Genomic DNA, 15,843 nt, shown 5'->3' with positions numbered 1-15,843 from the left:
GATTTTTTCTGGAGATTACTACCCTAGGGCTGGCAAGGTAAGTTGATACTCACTTCTTTCTAATAGCCCATTATAGTCGTACCCTTGTTCGATAACTGTTGTACGGCCATCGAGTCCTTGTAGTAGAAGTGTTATAGCCCGAGTGCCGTACGTCTCTGACCGAATAAAACTAGAAGAGAGCAACCTTTCCCATTCAAAAGGTACGCCGGTGTCTGGCAGGATTTCGTCTGCGGCGCGTTGATCGTTAAGCATAATCTCAAATAAAACCTGCTCAGAAATAATCTCATTTTCGATTGTGTCTGATAGTGCCTGTTTTACTTGGGTAAGCTTTGGCCAAGGTGTGTCTAGAAGCGCATTACTCATTCCGTATACACCGGGTTGTAATTGCTGCGTTTGACCTCCGCGGTTAGAACAGTAGTACAGACCTGTTTTGTCCCCTGTAAGCAGATTAAAATCGCCGTATTGTGATTTTTCTTTCTCCAATTGCGCTAAATAGCTTTTCGCATCAGTAGAACCCGTTAAGAAATTGGCTGTAAGCTCACCGCGAGATTTTTTCGATTTGGTCATATTGTTGCCATCACGAAAATTGGTAACGGCTGAGAACTTTCCTTCCTTGTTGATGCCCAACCAAGTGCCCATCTGTTCTAGGTCTCTTCCGGCAAGCACATGAGACTGATCTGGCCAAAAATGCATTGTTTGGCTTGCTCTTTGATAAAACTCGTCGCGATTGGCGAGTAAAATCAGGGAGTATTTAGGGTGGGTCTTATATGCGAATGTTATTAAGCACATAGGTAATAGGCCATTAATTGGGTAATATAGCGATCGTTTTTATTGTAAGTGCAAATCGCACAAAGGCAGAGTAAAGGATAAAAGATGCTGATCACAATTCTTACCTACTTAATTCTAGGCGCAGCAGCAGGGGTTGTTGCAGGCTTATTTGGTATTGGTGGTGGTCTGTTGATCGTGCCGGTATTGGTCTTTTGCTTTGAATTACAGGGGATGGCGCCTAGTGTGCTAACCCATGCAGCGGTTGCTACCTCTTTAGCGACCATAGTAGTGACTTCGATCAGCTCTACGATGGCACATAACAGCAAAGGTGCAGTCCGCTGGGATATTTTTAAGCCTTTAACGGCCGGTATTCTGTTGGGTGCATTTCTCGGCGTTAAAACTGCGGGACAAATGACCGGTGAATGGCTGCAAATTGCGTTGGGTAGCTTTGCTATTTTGGTTTCGATCCAGATGGCGTTGAACCTAAAGCCTGATGCGGGTGAAAAATCGGCGAGTACCAAATCTTTTGTTATCTCAGGTGGTGTGATTGGTTGGCTCTCCAGTATTTTTGGTATTGGTGGTGGAACCCTGACCGTGCCTTATCTCACTTGGGGGCGAGTTCAGATGCAGCAAGCTGTTGCTACATCGGCTGCCTGTGGCCTTCCGATTGCAGTAATGGCGGCGCTAACCAATGTTTGGGAAGGTTGGGGTAATGCTGATATGCCTGATTGGAGTGCAGGTTACGTCTACCTACCTGCATTTGCGGGTATTGTTTTGACCAGTTCTTATTTTGCTAAGTTTGGTGCTAAATGGGCGCACAGCTTGCCTGGACCAGTTTTAAAACGGATTTTTGCAGTCTTTTTATTCTGTGTAGGACTGCGTTTCTTAATCAGTAACCTAGTTTAGGAGTAGCGCTGTGTGGGTTCATGATATCAACCCGATTGCATTAGATCTCGGGCCATTGCAGATTCATTGGTATGGCTTGATGTACTTGATCGGCTTTGCCGCAGCTTGGTGGTTAGGTGTAAGACGAGCGCGTTTGCCGGGTTCTGGCTGGACTGAAGAGCAGATATCCGATCTGATCTTCTGGGGCGCTATGGGCGTGGTTTTAGGTGGTCGAATGGGGTATGTCCTGTTCTATCATTTTGATCGATTCCTGCAAGATCCGCTGTGGTTGTTTGCTGTGTGGGAAGGTGGAATGTCTTTCCACGGAGGTTTGCTCGGTGTTACCGCAGCTATGTATCTGTTTGGCCGCAAACATGGTAAATCCCTATTTACTATGACGGACTTTGTGGCTCCTTTGGTGCCGATCGGTTTAGGTGCTGGCCGCATAGGTAACTTTATTGGTGGAGAACTGTGGGGGCGTGTTACCGATGGGCCTTGGGGTGTGGTATTTCCTCGCGGAGGTGATCTGCCTCGTCATCCTTCTCAGTTGTATGAATTTGCACTAGAAGGGCTCGTGCTATTCGTGGTGCTTTGGTGGTTCTCATCTAAACCGCGACCGAAAATGGCTGTTTCTGGATTATTCCTACTGCTCTATGGTTTGTTCCGATCTTTAGTAGAATTCGTGCGTGAACCGGACGCGCATCTTCAGTTTATCGCATTTGAGTGGCTAACCATGGGTCAGTTGCTTTCTTTGCCGATGATACTGCTGGGGATGTTGTTGGTTGGGCTCGCTTATAAGCGCGGATGAAATTGAGCTTAAAAAAGAGGCCAAATAGGCCTCTTTTTTTATTGTCTGATCTAAACCGAGAACGGATACTGAATCGGGTCGTGGTGCTGATAACCATCAACTTCAAAGTCATCAACGGTTACCCATGTTTCTAAATCTTCCAGCGTTTTGATATCTGGATTGATTTTAAAGGTCGGTAACGGTAACGGTTCACGTTTAAGCTGCACATCACGCATTAGCTCGACTTGGTCTTCATAAATATGGGCGTTTACGATCTTGTGATACGCCTTACCCGGTTTATGACCGGTGATCTGGGCTACGATCGCTAGCAAGAAGTACACCTGCACCATATTAAACGTCAGACCTAATGGCACATCGCAGCTTCGCTGAGTGCTGTTTAGGTAAAGTGTATCGCCTAGCAGTGAGAAATGATGGCTATACATGCAAGGTCGTAAGCAACCCATGTGGAATGCGCCCGGGTGATAGAAGGTATAGATCTCACCACGGTCATCAATACCGTTTGATAGGTTATCCACAATTTTGCGCAATAGGTCGATACTGCCGCCATCGGGTTTTGGGAAGTTTCTGCCTACTTTTCCGTAGATGAAACCGCAATCATCTTCACCCTTTCGATATGGATTAGCTAGCCACTCAGCATTGTCGTTGGCATTGGCATCCCATGTTTTGGTGCCAATCTTGCGAAAATCTGCTGCGTTATCATAACCGCGGAGATAACCTAACATCTCTGCAATCGCTGATTTGTAAAAGCACTTGCGCGTAGTCACCATAGGGAACAGCCCTTGGCCGACGTCATAAGTTAAATCAGCATTAATGACGGTAAGGCAGCGTTTGCCTGTGCGTTTGTTTTCTACCCAAACGCCTTCATCGATAATTCTTTGGCACAGATCTAGGTATTGTCTCATTGGTTTGTGCTTAACCCTGTGTTTAAATTCAGTGAGATTATGTTACCGAATGTTAAGTATTTTTGGTAAGAATATAAAATGATGCTTAATATCTTAGCGATATAAGTCGATTAGGAGTTTCGATGAACTTAGCAATTATTGTTGCACAAGCTAAAAATCGAGTGATTGGCGTTAACAATAAGCTGCCATGGCACTTACCTGAAGATCTACGTTACTTTAAACAAGTGACTATGGGTAAGCCGATTATCATGGGGCGAAATACCTATGAGTCTATAGGCCGTCCACTACCTGGGCGCACCAATATCGTTATCTCTAGACAGGAATCTTATGCGCCTCAAGGTGTCAAAGTTGTTTCTAGCCTAGAAGCGGCTATTGATATGGCTGAAAGTGTAGCAATGATCGATGGTGCATCCGAGGCGATGGTCATTGGTGGCGGTCAGATTTATGCGCAAGCGTTAGAGAAGGCTGATCGTTTATATCTGACAGAAGTTGATGCAGAAATAGAAGGGGATGCTTGGTTCCCTGAGTTTGCGCAAGAAAATTGGAAAGAAGTGGGTAGAGAAGATTTCTCTGCAGAAGGACCTAACCCATACAACTATAGCTTTATTGTTTTAGATAAAATTTAAAGAAGGCAAAGTAGTATGACGCTCCGTTCGTTGTTGTCTATTCTAGCTGATGGCAAATTCCACTCCGGTCGAGAATTGGGAGAGGAAATTGGAATCAGCCGTAGTGCGATCTGGAAACATATACGCCGTATCGAAGAAAGCGGTCTTGAAGTCTACAGTGTTAAAGGGCGAGGCTATCGTGTCCCGGGTGGTGTAGAGCTACTGGATTATGAGCAGATTAAATCTGCTTTACGCCCAGAGGTTGCAGAACTAATAAAATGTCCAGAGATTCCGTTAACCATCGCATCTACAAATGAGATGGCTATGAAGGAGTCTCAACAGGGAGATTGTCATGGGCGTTTGTTTGTTGCTGAGCAGCAGACAGAAGGTCGTGGTCGACGAGGTCGCAACTGGGTTAGCCCTTTTGCTCGCAATCTTTATTTCTCATTGGTATGGCGATTTGAGCAGGGTGCTGCAGCACTTGAGGGTTTGAGTCTGCTGATCGGTCTATCTCTTGTTAAAGCATTGGAAGTACTCTCGGTTGATGGGGTTGAGCTGAAATGGCCAAACGACTTACTTTATCAAGGCAAAAAGCTTGCAGGGATTTTGATTGAGTTAAATGGAGAGGCGTCAGGTCAATGCCAAGTGATTATTGGTGTTGGTATGAATGTGAATATGCCAAAGGAGCAGGCGGAAGATATCGATCAGCCTTGGACCGATCTTAAAACTATTGCTGGTACTGAAGTAAGCCGCAATCGACTATTGGCCGAAGTTATTAATCAGCTGGTAGTAAGGCTTGAAGAGTTTGAGCGTACGGGCTTTGCTGCATGGGTTGATGAATGGCAGTCCTATCATGCGATGCAGAATAAAGAGATCGCATTACAGGTTGGCGAGAAGGTAGTAGAGGGTATTTGTAACGGTATTGATACCTCCGGTGCACTGCTTCTACAGACGCCGTCTGGCGTGCAGGCTTTCCATGGCGGAGAAGTGAGTGTTCAGCGAAACTTATGATTCTTGAAATAGATGCTGGCAATACGTTTATAAAGTGGCGAGTGCTCGAACAGAATGGTGCTCGAGGTAAGCTGTTAACGCGAGAATTGAGCGAGCAGTCAATTCCGGATAGCTGGCTACAAAAATTTTCAAAAATCAGAGTGGCGTCAGTTGCAGGTAAAGAGATAAACCTGCAGCTGAAAGTAATATTTCAAGCGCTAGAGCAAGTCGAACCTTTATTTGCTAAAACAACAGCAGAGCAAGCTGGATTAAAAAATAGCTATGTTGATCCGCAACGGATGGGGGTTGATCGTTGGTTGGCTATGTTGGCTGCCTTTAAAAAGGCGGGGGGCGCTTGTTGTGTGGTTGATTGTGGAAGTGCAATTACAGTCGATCACGTTGATCATGAAGGCCAACATATAGGTGGTCATATCATTCCGGGCCTCAGGTTGATGCAAAAAGGCTTATTAGAAAACACTTCTGAAATTCTTGTCGATCATTCACTTAAGTCCTTTAATCCTCAGCCGGGTAAAGATACAAATTCAGCCGTATCTAACGGAATTGATTTTGCGTTTGTTGCTTTGGCGGAAAAAATTGTAAAGGAACTAAATATTGAGCATAACGCACTCTATATAACAGGCGGTGATGGCGAACTGTTCTATAAGATGGCAGGCTGCGGGCAGCTCGAGCATGATTTGGTTTTAGACGGTTTGGCTTGGGCGTTGTCTTAGTTATGTTTCGTTGGTTATTTCTCTTTCTTCTATTGGCCAATGCGGTATTACTGTTTTGGCATTCCATTCAGCTAGAGCCAGAGACTAATAAAACCTCTGAGGCGCGCCAGCAGCTGAATACGTTAAAGCTGGTTACTGAGATGGATCAGGGCGCTCTTGAAAAACTAAAGGCTGAGAAGTCTAGCCAGCAAGAGTGTTTGTGGTTTGCTGGTTTTGAAACCGATGTAAAAGCAGCTGCCGTGACGCAATTTATTGTCGGCTTGGGCGGTCAGGCAGAATATAAAGCGATAGAAGTAGCTGTTGCTAGCTATGTGGTAGTGATTTCCTTACCGGAAGATCTAAAGAAACGCTTGGCTTTAATGGATTATCTGGAAAATAAGGGGTTAAGTGAAGTTGGTGACGAATTACTGGACTTTGAATACAGCCTAGAAGGTTATAGTAATAAAGAATTGGCTGTAGAGCAGGTAAAGGTACTATCTTCGCTAGCAATTGATAGTCGTGTAGAAAAGCGCGAATCTACTGGAACTCGCTATGTTGTTGTAATGGATGCTTCAGTTGATCGAAATTTATCCAGTAAAATCAAAGAAATAGTCAAAGAAAACTATTATTTTATAAAAATTGAAAAAAAGTTGTGTAAAGGGGTTGCAAAGCCCTGATTCGGTGGTAACATACGCGCCACTTCATTGAGACGCCGGTATAGCTCAGTTGGTAGAGCAACTGACTTGTAATCAGTAGGTCCCGAGTTCGACTCTTGGTGCCGGCACCATCTCATAGGTCAGTGAAGTTTTGAAATTGTTGGTGAGGTTCCCGAGTGGCCAAAGGGATCAGACTGTAAATCTGACGCGTAAGCTTCGGTGGTTCGAATCCACCCCTCACCACCATTCACAGTAAGGCGGGTATGGTATAGTGGCTATTACCTCAGCCTTCCAAGCTGAAGAGGCGGGTTCGATTCCCGCTACCCGCTCCAAGTGAGACTAAGCTCAAGTAGCTCAGGGGTAGAGCACACCCTTGGTAAGGGTGAGGTCGGCGGTTCAATTCCGCTCTTGAGCTCCAGAATTTATTTTTTTAGGGTAGATATAGTAATATATCTGCCCTTTGTTATATTTGCGCTTTGTAAATTTAATTGTACTGGACAGACTGATGGCTAAAGAACAATTTGAACGCACGAAACCGCACGTAAACGTTGGTACAATCGGCCACGTTGACCACGGTAAAACAACGCTAACTGCTGCTCTAACACGTGTAGCTGCTGAAGTTTTCGGTGGTGAAGCGGTAGATTTCGCTAACATCGATAACGCTCCAGAAGAGCGTGAGCGTGGTATCACAATCGCGACTTCTCACGTAGAGTATGACACTCCAGAGCGTCACTACGCGCACGTTGACTGCCCAGGTCACGCTGACTACGTTAAGAACATGATTACTGGTGCTGCACAGATGGACGGCGCTATCCTAGTATGTGGTGCGACTGATGGTCCAATGCCACAGACTCGTGAGCACATCCTACTGTCTCGTCAGGTTGGTGTACCTTACATCGTAGTATTCCTAAACAAAGCAGACCTACTTGCAGAAGACTGTGGTGGTGCTGACTCTGAAGAATACGCTGAGATGCTAGAATTGGTTGAAATGGAGCTTCGTGAGCTTCTAGACCAGTACGAATTCCCAGGTGACGACACTCCAATCGTTCCAGGTTCTGCTCTAATGGCTCTAAACGGCCAGGACGACAACGAGCTAGGTACTACTGCTGTTAAGACTCTTCTAGAAACTCTAGATTCTTACATCCCAGAGCCAGAGCGTGCTATCGACGGTGCATTCATCATGCCAATCGAGGACGTATTCTCTATCCAGGGTCGTGGTACTGTAGTAACTGGTCGTGTTGAGCGTGGTATCATCAAGGTTGGTGAAGAAGTTGAAATCGTAGGTATCAAAGAAACTACGACTACTACTTGTACTGGTGTTGAGATGTTCCGTAAGCTTCTTGACGAAGGCCGTGCTGGTGAGAACGTTGGTGTTCTACTACGTGGTACTAAGCGTGAAGAAGTTGAGCGTGGTCAAGTACTAGCAGCTCCAGGTTCTATCACTCCTCACACTCGTTTCGAGGGTGAAGTATACGTACTATCCAAAGAAGAAGGCGGTCGTCACACTCCATTCTTCAAAGGTTACCGTCCACAGTTCTACTTCCGTACAACTGACATCACTGGTGCATGTGAGCTTCCAGAGGGTGTAGAAATGGTAATGCCTGGTGATAACGTTAAGATGGACGTTACACTAATCAACCCAGTAGCAATGGAAGAAGGTCTACGTTTCGCGATTCGTGAAGGTGGCCGTACTGTAGGTGCTGGTGTTGTATCTAAAATTGTTGAATAAAATCAACAATTAGGTATTGCCAACTGATAGGGAGGCTTATACAATATGCCTCCCTATTATGCAGTAGGCCAGTGGCTCAATTGGCAGAGCAGCGGTCTCCAAAACCGCAGGTTGGGGGTTCGAGTCCCTCCTGGCCTGCCATCTCTTTTCTGAGATGGCATCAAGACACAAGCTATTTTTAAGTAATCCTGAGGCCCTAAGCGTGAATGCCAAAGTGAATTCCGAAGGTTCAAAGTTTGACGCCCTTAAGTGGGTCGCTGTAGTGGCAATTGTTACTGCGGGCGTTGTAGGTAACTCTGTATACGCAGATCAGTCTTTGTTCTACCGTGTGGTTGCACTGCTTGTGTTAGCGTTGATTGCAGGTTTTATCTCTCTGCAAACAGCAAAAGGGAAAGCGTTTTTTACTTTGTTTAAAGAAGCAAAGCAGGAAATTCGCAAGGTAGTATGGCCGACACGTCAAGAAACAGCACAGACAACAGCGATTGTTGTGGTTGTGGTTCTGATTATGGGTTTGGCGTTGTGGGGGCTTGACTCATTGTTGAGCTGGTTAGTATCTGGAGCAATAGGTTAAGAGGCTGATAAGCATGTCTAAGCGTTGGTATGTTGTTCATGCGTACTCCGGGTACGAAAAGCGTGTAATGAATACGCTGAAAGAACGAATTGAGCTGCATTCTATGCAGGATCTTTTTGGTGAGGTGTTGGTGCCTACCGAAGAGGTTGTTGAAATCCGTGACGGTAAGAAACGTAAATCTGAGCGTAAGTTCTATCCAGGTTATGTGTTAGTTCACATGGATATGAATGATGAGAGCTGGCACTTAGTTAAGAATACGCCGCACGTTCTTGGATTTATTGGTGGTACTGCAGGTAATCCTGCGCCGATCACAGAAGCAGAAGCTAACGAGATCCTTAGTCGAGTTGAGAGCGGTGTTGATAAGCCGCGTCCGAAGACTGTGTTCGAGCCGGGTGAAATGGTTCGAGTTATCGATGGGCCGTTTGCTGACTTTAACGGTGTGGTTGAAGAGATTAACTACGAGAAGAACAAGCTGCAGGTGGCAGTATTGATCTTCGGTCGATCTACACCGGTTGAATTGGATTTCGGTCAGGTCGAAAAAGCCTGATTTAGAGTTTTAAGGAATAACCTCAGCGAGAGCTGGGGTTTTTCTGTCTTGAGAAAATGGGGAGCTGTAAGGCGTTTGAACCCACTAGGAGTTAAATAAAAATGGCTAAGAAGATTGAAGCTTATATCAAGCTGCAAGTTCCTGCCGGCGGCGCTAACCCGTCACCACCAGTAGGTCCTGCGCTAGGTCAGCATGGTGTTAACATCATGGAATTCTGTAAAGCGTTCAATGCTCAAACTCAGAGCATGGAAAACGGCTTGCCAGTTCCTGTTGTAATTACTGTTTATGCTGATCGTAGCTTTACTTTCATCACTAAAACACCTCCAGCAGCAGTTCTTCTTAAGAAAGCTGCAGGTCTTAAGAGCGGTTCTGGTCGTCCAAATACTGAGAAAGTGGGTAACGTTACTCGCGCTCAGATGGAAGAGATCGCAACTGTTAAAATGCCTGACCTAACTGCTGCAGATATGGATGCAGCTGTACGTACTATCGCAGGTACTGCGCGTAGCATGGGTCTGATTCCGGAGGGTGATGAGTAATGGCTAAGTTGACTAAGCGTCAGAAGCTAATCGCTGAGAAAGTTGAAGCGGGTAAAGCTTACTCTATTGAAGATGCAGTTTCTCTACTATCTGAACTTTCTACTGTTAAGTTCAAAGAAACTGTTGATGTTGCTGTAAACCTTGGTGTTGATCCACGTAAATCTGATCAGGTTGTTCGTGGTTCTACTGTGCTGCCAAACGGTACTGGTAACGATGTTCGTGTAGCTGTATTTGCTCAAGGCGAAAACGCTGAGAAAGCAAAAGCTGCAGGTGCTGATGTTGTTGGTTTCGAAGACCTAGCAGAGCAGATGAAAGGTGGTGATCTGGACTTTGGTGTTGTTATCGCAACTCCAGACGCGATGCGCGTTGTTGGTCAGCTTGGTCAGGTTCTAGGTCCGCGTGGTCTAATGCCTAACCCTAAAGTTGGCACAGTAACTCCAGATGTTGTTACAGCTGTAAACAATGCTAAAGCTGGTCAGGTTCGTTTCCGTACTGACAAGAACGGCATCATCCACGCAGGTGTTGGTAAAGCTGACTTCGAAGCGGCTGCTATCAAGCAGAACATCGAAGCACTTGTTGCTGACCTTAAGAAGCTGAAGCCGGCTTCTGCTAAAGGCGTGTATCTTAAGAAAGTAACCCTGTCGACTACTATGGGTCCAGGTTTGCTAGTTGATCAGGCTTCTCTAGAAGTTTAATCAACATGAAAGGTTTTTTGAGGGTCTTCTGTACCTGTTACACAGAGATGAAGGCCGTCAAAGACCGCAGGTGATAGGGGTTTCCTTATCTTAATGGGCTAAACCAGCCTGCGCAGACGGTGAGATTCTGTATTTGAATCAAACCACCGTACTCGGAAAGCCTCAGTAATGAGGCGGTTGGTAATAAGTCGAAAGACTACTCCAGGAGTAAATCGTGGCATTAGGACTCGAAGATAAAAAAGCGATCGTCGCTGAAGTCCAGGAAGCTGCATCTAGTGCTCTGTCTGCTGTTGTTGCGGATTCCCGCGGCGTTGAAGTAGGCGATATGACTGCACTGCGTAAAGAAGCTCGTGAAAACGGCGTATGGCTTAAAGTTGTACGTAACACGCTTGCTAAACGCGCAGTTGAAGGCACTGACTATGCATGCCTACAGGACACTTTCAAAGGTCCAAGTATCATTGCTTTCTCTCAGGAACACCCGGGCGCTGGCGCTCGTATCCTGAAGAACTTTGCGAAAGACAATGAGAACTTTGAACTGAAAGCAGCAGCATTCGAAGGTGAAGTTGTAGACGTGGCTATGCTAGCAAGCTTGCCAACTTACGACGAAGCAATTGCGAAGCTGATGGCTTGCATGAAAGAAGCTGCAGCCGGCAAACTATGCCGTACTATTGCAGCAGTTCGCGACCAGAAAGAAGAAGCTGCGTAAGTTTATACGCACCTTTATTTATACAAGTTTTAATGAGCCTTCGGGCTTACAAATATCAGGAATATAGAAAATGTCTCTGACTAACGAAGATATCCTAAACGCAATTGCTGAAATGTCTGTTAAGGACGTTGTTGCTCTTATCGAAGCAATGGAAGAAAAATTCGGTGTAACTGCAGCTGCTGCTGTAGCTGCTGGTCCTGCTGGCGATGCTGGTGCGGCTGCTGAAGAGAAAACTGAATTTGACGTTATCCTAACTGCTGCTGGCGATAAGAAAGTTAACGTAATCAAAGCAGTACGTGGCGCTACAGGTCTTGGCCTGAAAGAAGCTAAAGGCATCGTTGACGGCGCTCCAGCTGCTGTTAAAGAAGGCGTTAGCAAAGAAGAAGCTGAAGAACTTCAGAAAGCACTGGAAGAAGCTGGCGCTTCTGTTGAAGTTAAGTAATAACTTCATGCTAATCCGAACAGATTTCTGTTCGAAGTGCTGACGGCTGGTGGCTATATGCCACCGGCCTTTTTCCGTTATTTATAGACAGCAAATAAATAGCGGTAACACAGTCCGAAACGGGTTTTCGGCCTGCTTATAAATTGGTGCACTTGCTGGGGAACACTGATGGCTTATTCATACACTGAAAAGAAACGCATCCGTAAGGACTTCGGTAAATTACCGCAAGTAATGGATGTGCCTTACTTGCTGGCAATTCAGCTTGACTCCTATAAAAAGTTTTTGCAGACAGGGGTTGAAGCAGCAGATCGTTTAGATGCTGGTCTGCATGCAGCATTTAACTCCGTCTTCCCGATCGTGTCCTATTCTGGAAATGCATCTCTAGAATATGTTGGCTACCGTCTGGGTGAGCCTGTATTTGACGTAAAAGAGTGTCAAATACGCGGTATTACATACGCAGCACCTCTGCGTGTGAAAGTTCGTCTGGTTATTTATGACCGTGAATCCAGCAACAAAGCCGTAAAAGACATCAAGGAACAAGAAGTCTATATGGGCGAAATGCCTTTGATGACTGAAAACGGAACTTTCGTAGTTAACGGTACTGAGCGTGTAATCGTATCTCAGCTACACCGTTCACCAGGTGTGTTCTTTGATCACGATAAAGGTAAAACACACTCTTCTGGTAAGCTACTTTACTCTGCGCGAGTGATTCCTTACCGTGGTTCTTGGTTAGACTTTGAATTTGATCCAAAAGATAGCCTATTCGTACGTATTGACCGTCGTCGTAAGCTGCCTGCAACTATCTTGTTGCGCGCTTTGGGTTACCAGGCTGAAGAGATCCTAGATATCTTCTTCGATAACACGTCTTGGAACCTGACGTCTGAAACAATCAACATGAAGTTGGTTGCTGATCGTCTACGTGGTGAAACACTGTCTTTTGAAGTGAAAGATCCTGAAGGTAATGTGATTGTTGAAGCGGGTCGTCGTATCACGCCTCGTCACATCCGTCAGATGGCAAAAGCCAACATGGAACAGCTTGAAGTACCAATGGAGTACTTGGCTGGCAAGGCAATTGCTAAAGATGTTATCGACCCATCTACAGGTGAACTGATCTGTGGTTGTAACGCTGAGATTACAGAAGAACTGGTTGAACAGCTTCGTGCTGCAAATATCACTGAGTTCGAAACTCTGTACACGAATGACCTAGATTGTGGTCCATTCATCTCTGATACGCTACGTAACGATCCTACGCGTAACCAGTTAGAAGCATTGGTAGAAATCTACCGTATGATGCGTCCTGGTGAGCCACCAACAAAAGAATCTGCTGAAGCATTGTTCGAAAACCTTTTCTTCACTGAAGAGCGTTACGATCTTTCTGCTGTTGGTCGCATGAAGTTCAACCGCCGTCTAGGTCGCGAAGAAGTTACTGGTTCTGGCGTACTAGATAAAGAAGATATTCTTGAGGTTATGAAGACCTTGATTGATATCCGTAACGGTAAAGGTACCGTGGATGATATCGATCACTTGGGTAACCGTCGTATCCGTTCTGTTGGTGAAATGGCAGAAAACCAGTTCCGTGTAGGTCTGGTTCGTGTTGAGCGTGCTGTTCGTGAACGTCTAAGCATGGCGGAATCTGATAACCTGATGCCTCAGGATTTGATCAACGCTAAACCTGTTGCGGCTGCAATTAAAGAGTTCTTCGGTTCATCTCAGCTGTCTCAGTTTATGGATCAGAACAACCCTCTTTCAGAAGTAACTCACAAGCGTCGTGTTTCTGCATTAGGTCCAGGTGGTCTAACACGTGAGCGTGCGGGCTTCGAGGTACGTGACGTACACCCAACTCACTACGGTCGTGTATGTCCAATCGAAACGCCGGAAGGTCCAAACATCGGTTTGATCAACTCTTTGGCAACATTTGCTCGTACAAATGACTATGGTTTCCTAGAGACTCCTTACCGTCGTGTAGTAGATGGCAAAGTAACAGATGAGTTAGATTACCTATCTGCGATTGAAGAGAATACATTCGTAATCGCACAGGCGTCTGCAACAATGGATGACGAAGGTCGTCTATTGGATGAGCTTGTAACAGTTCGTCACCTAAACGAAACAACAGTAATGTCTCCTGACAAAGTCCAGTACATGGACGTATCTCCACGTCAGGTTGTATCTGTTGCGGCATCCTTGATTCCATTCCTAGAGCACGATGATGCGAACCGTGCATTGATGGGATCGAACATGCAGCGTCAGGCTGTACCAACACTACGTGCTGATAAGCCGCTAGTAGGTACTGGTATCGAGCGTAACGTAGCTCAAGACTCCGGTGTATGTGTTGTGGCACGTCGCGGTGGTCTGATTGAGTCTGTAGATGCGAGCCGCATCGTGGTTCGTGTAAACGACGACGAAGTTACAGCGGGTGATGCAGGTGTAGATATCTACAACCTGACTAAATACACACGTTCCAACCAAAATACATGTATCAACCAGCGCTCTATCGTTAATCCTGGTGATACTGTAAAAGTTGGCGATGTTATGGCTGATGGTCCATCCGTTGATATGGGTGAGCTAGCACTTGGTCAGAACATGCGTATCGCCTTCATGCCTTGGAATGGTTACAACTTCGAGGACTCCATCCTAATCTCTGAGCGTGTAGTTCAGGAAGATCGTTTCACAACTATCCACATTCAGGAACTAACCTGTGTGGCGCGTGATACGAAATTGGGTTCTGAAGAGATTACATCAGATATTCCAAACGTTGGTGAGTCTGCACTGGCGAAGCTTGATGAAGCAGGTATTGTTCACATCGGTGCTGAAGTAGGCCCAGGTGACATCCTTGTAGGTAAAGTAACGCCTAAAGGTGAAAGCCAGCTAACGCCAGAAGAGAAGCTGCTACGTGCGATCTTCGGTGAGAAAGCTTCTGACGTTAAAGATACATCTCTACGTGTTAAAACAGGTACTGTTGGTAAAGTAATCGACGTACAAGTATTCACACGTGATGGCGTTCAGAAAGATGAGCGTGCGCTATCTATCGAGAAGGCGGAGCTTGACGCAATCCGTAAGGATCTAAACGAAGAGCTTCGCATCGTTGAGCAGGCAACGTTCGAACGTCTAGGTCGTGTACTAGTTGGCTTGAAAGCTGACGGTGGTGCAGGCCTGAAGAAAGGCGAAGAGATCACAGCTGAATTCCTGGCTGGATTGTCTAAATCTGATTGGTTCAACATCCGCATTTCTGATGAAAATGCAGTTGAACAGCTAGAGCTAGCTCAGAAACAGCTTGAAGATCGTAAAGAATCTTTAGACAAGCGTTTCGAAGATAAGAAGAGCAAGCTGCAGACAGGTGATGATCTTGCACCTGGCGTCCTTAAGATTGTTAAGGTTTACGTTGCTACTAAGCGTCGCGTACAGCCTGGTGACAAGATGGCGGGTCGTCACGGTAACAAGGGTGTTATCTCTGTAATCATGCCTGTAGAAGACATGCCTTACGATGAGAACGGTGAGCCAGTAGATATCGTACTGAACCCACTGGGTGTACCGTCTCGTATGAACGTAGGTCAGATCCTAGAGACGCACATGGGTATGGCTGCGAAAGGCTTAGGTCGTCGTATCAATGAGATGCTGGATCAGGAGCGCGAGCGCACTGAAACAGTAACTGAGATCCGTAGCTTCCTAGATCAGATCTATAATGCAGATCTGGGTGCTGGCATGAACAGCCGCACAGAAGATCTAGATAGCTTCTCTGATGATGAGATTCTAGAGCTAGCTAAGAACCTATGTGGTGGTGTACCTCTAGCTACACCTGCCTTTGACGGTGCGAAAGAGGTTGAATTGAAATCTCTACTTCGTCTTGCAGGTTTGAGCGATACAGGTCAGTCAACGTTGTTTGACGGCCGTACCGGCAACAAGTTTGACCGTCCTGTAACTGTTGGTTACATGTACATGCTGAAACTGAACCACTTGGTAGACGACAAAATGCACGCTCGTTCTACTGGTTCTTATAGTCTTGTTACGCAGCAGCCGCTGGGTGGTAAGGCGCAGTTCGGTGGTCAGCGTTTCGGTGAGATGGAGGTATGGGCACTAGAAGCATACGGTGCTGCTTATACTCTACAAGAGATGCTTACAGTTAAGTCCGATGACGTGAATGGTCGTACGAAGATGTATAAGAACATCGTCGACGGCGATCACCGTATGGAGCCGGGTATGCCGGAATCCTTCAACGTACTTATTAAAGAGATCCGTTCTCTGGGTATCGACATCGAGCTCGAATCCGAATAAGCACAAAACTGTATACCAGGCGGG

16 protein-coding genes and 5 tRNA genes are annotated in these 15,843 nt (G+C 46.0%); 19 read left to right on the top strand and 2 right to left on the bottom strand.

From position 1 onward, the window contains the following. Positions 1-18: 18 nt before the first annotated feature. Positions 19-789 (bottom strand): NRDE family protein, encoded by a 771-nt coding sequence (locus ACMXYT_RS15830; protein ID WP_415911658.1) that lies wholly within the window; start codon positions 787-789, stop codon positions 19-21. Positions 790-873: 84 nt separating this feature from the next. Between ACMXYT_RS15830 and ACMXYT_RS15825 the strand changes: the two genes are divergently transcribed. Both ACMXYT_RS15825 and lgt read left to right on the top strand, forming a co-directional pair. Then, positions 874-1,674, top strand: coding sequence for a sulfite exporter TauE/SafE family protein (locus ACMXYT_RS15825; protein WP_415899446.1), 801 nt, complete (start codon positions 874-876; stop codon positions 1,672-1,674). Positions 1,675-1,684: 10 nt separating this feature from the next. Next, positions 1,685-2,461: a prolipoprotein diacylglyceryl transferase gene (lgt, locus tag ACMXYT_RS15820; RefSeq protein WP_415899445.1), complete on the top strand. Its 777-nt coding sequence runs from the start codon at positions 1,685-1,687 to the stop codon at positions 2,459-2,461. A gap of 50 nt (positions 2,462-2,511) precedes the next feature. Here the strand turns inward: lgt and ACMXYT_RS15815 are convergent, their stop codons facing one another. Next, on the bottom strand, positions 2,512-3,363 hold the full coding sequence (locus ACMXYT_RS15815; RefSeq protein ID WP_415897122.1) for a thymidylate synthase: 852 nt from the start codon (positions 3,361-3,363) through the stop codon (positions 2,512-2,514). A gap of 122 nt (positions 3,364-3,485) precedes the next feature. Between ACMXYT_RS15815 and folA the strand changes: the two genes are divergently transcribed. The 17 genes from folA (at position 3,486) to rpoB (ending at position 15,819) form a co-directional block, all read left to right on the top strand. Beyond that, positions 3,486-3,989 (top strand): type 3 dihydrofolate reductase, encoded by a 504-nt coding sequence (gene folA, locus ACMXYT_RS15810; protein WP_415899444.1) that lies wholly within the window; start codon positions 3,486-3,488, stop codon positions 3,987-3,989. 15 nt (positions 3,990-4,004) lie between these two features. After that, positions 4,005-4,979, top strand: coding sequence for a bifunctional biotin--[acetyl-CoA-carboxylase] ligase/biotin operon repressor BirA (gene birA, locus ACMXYT_RS15805; protein WP_415899443.1), 975 nt, complete (start codon positions 4,005-4,007; stop codon positions 4,977-4,979). Further along, positions 4,976-5,689, top strand: a complete 714-nt coding sequence (locus ACMXYT_RS15800) for a type III pantothenate kinase (protein WP_415899442.1) — start codon at positions 4,976-4,978, stop codon at positions 5,687-5,689. Before birA ends, ACMXYT_RS15800 begins: the two co-directional genes overlap by 4 nt. A 2-nt stretch (positions 5,690-5,691) precedes the next feature. Beyond that, the gene (locus ACMXYT_RS15795; protein WP_415899441.1) at positions 5,692-6,345 is read left to right on the top strand and encodes a hypothetical protein; all 654 of its coding nucleotides are present in this window, start codon (positions 5,692-5,694) and stop codon (positions 6,343-6,345) included. Between the two features lie 34 nt (positions 6,346-6,379). Further along, a tRNA-Thr gene (locus tag ACMXYT_RS15790) sits at positions 6,380-6,455 on the top strand. A gap of 31 nt (positions 6,456-6,486) precedes the next feature. Continuing rightward, positions 6,487-6,570 (top strand) — tRNA-Tyr (locus tag ACMXYT_RS15785). An 11-nt stretch (positions 6,571-6,581) separates the two neighbouring features. Then, positions 6,582-6,656: transfer RNA gene (locus ACMXYT_RS15780), tRNA-Gly, on the top strand. A gap of 11 nt (positions 6,657-6,667) precedes the next feature. After that, a tRNA-Thr gene (locus ACMXYT_RS15775) sits at positions 6,668-6,742 on the top strand. 87 nt (positions 6,743-6,829) lie between these two features. Continuing rightward, the gene (tuf, locus tag ACMXYT_RS15770; protein WP_415886129.1) at positions 6,830-8,053 is read left to right on the top strand and encodes an elongation factor Tu; all 1,224 of its coding nucleotides are present in this window, start codon (positions 6,830-6,832) and stop codon (positions 8,051-8,053) included. 65 nt (positions 8,054-8,118) lie between these two features. Beyond that, positions 8,119-8,194: transfer RNA gene (locus ACMXYT_RS15765), tRNA-Trp, on the top strand. Positions 8,195-8,207: 13 nt separating this feature from the next. After that, the gene (gene secE / locus ACMXYT_RS15760) at positions 8,208-8,624 is read left to right on the top strand and encodes a preprotein translocase subunit SecE (RefSeq protein ID WP_415882747.1); all 417 of its coding nucleotides are present in this window, start codon (positions 8,208-8,210) and stop codon (positions 8,622-8,624) included. A 13-nt stretch (positions 8,625-8,637) separates the two neighbouring features. Continuing rightward, a complete protein-coding gene (nusG, locus tag ACMXYT_RS15755) occupies positions 8,638-9,171 on the top strand; it encodes a transcription termination/antitermination protein NusG (protein ID WP_415882746.1) in 534 nt (177 codons plus the stop codon). A gap of 101 nt (positions 9,172-9,272) precedes the next feature. Then, positions 9,273-9,707, top strand: coding sequence for a 50S ribosomal protein L11 (rplK, locus tag ACMXYT_RS15750; RefSeq protein ID WP_297305736.1), 435 nt, complete (start codon positions 9,273-9,275; stop codon positions 9,705-9,707). Beyond that, entirely contained in the window at positions 9,707-10,402 is a 696-nt protein-coding gene (gene rplA, locus ACMXYT_RS15745) for a 50S ribosomal protein L1 (RefSeq protein ID WP_415882745.1), read from the top strand. Before rplK ends, rplA begins: the two co-directional genes overlap by 1 nt. A 214-nt stretch (positions 10,403-10,616) precedes the next feature. After that, positions 10,617-11,108, top strand: coding sequence for a 50S ribosomal protein L10 (rplJ, locus tag ACMXYT_RS15740; protein ID WP_415882744.1), 492 nt, complete (start codon positions 10,617-10,619; stop codon positions 11,106-11,108). Between the two features lie 70 nt (positions 11,109-11,178). Further along, positions 11,179-11,550: a 50S ribosomal protein L7/L12 gene (gene rplL, locus ACMXYT_RS15735; protein WP_007021372.1), complete on the top strand. Its 372-nt coding sequence runs from the start codon at positions 11,179-11,181 to the stop codon at positions 11,548-11,550. 168 nt (positions 11,551-11,718) lie between these two features. Next, a complete protein-coding gene (rpoB, locus tag ACMXYT_RS15730) occupies positions 11,719-15,819 on the top strand; it encodes a DNA-directed RNA polymerase subunit beta (RefSeq protein ID WP_415911657.1) in 4,101 nt (1,366 codons plus the stop codon). The last annotated feature ends 24 nt before the right edge of the window (positions 15,820-15,843 follow it).

Origin of the sequence: Neptuniibacter sp. QD37_11 (genome assembly GCF_047778105.1) — a bacterium.
Taxonomy (GTDB): domain Bacteria; phylum Pseudomonadota; class Gammaproteobacteria; order Pseudomonadales; family Balneatricaceae; genus Neptuniibacter.
This window is presented reverse-complemented; position numbering and strand designations above follow the sequence as displayed.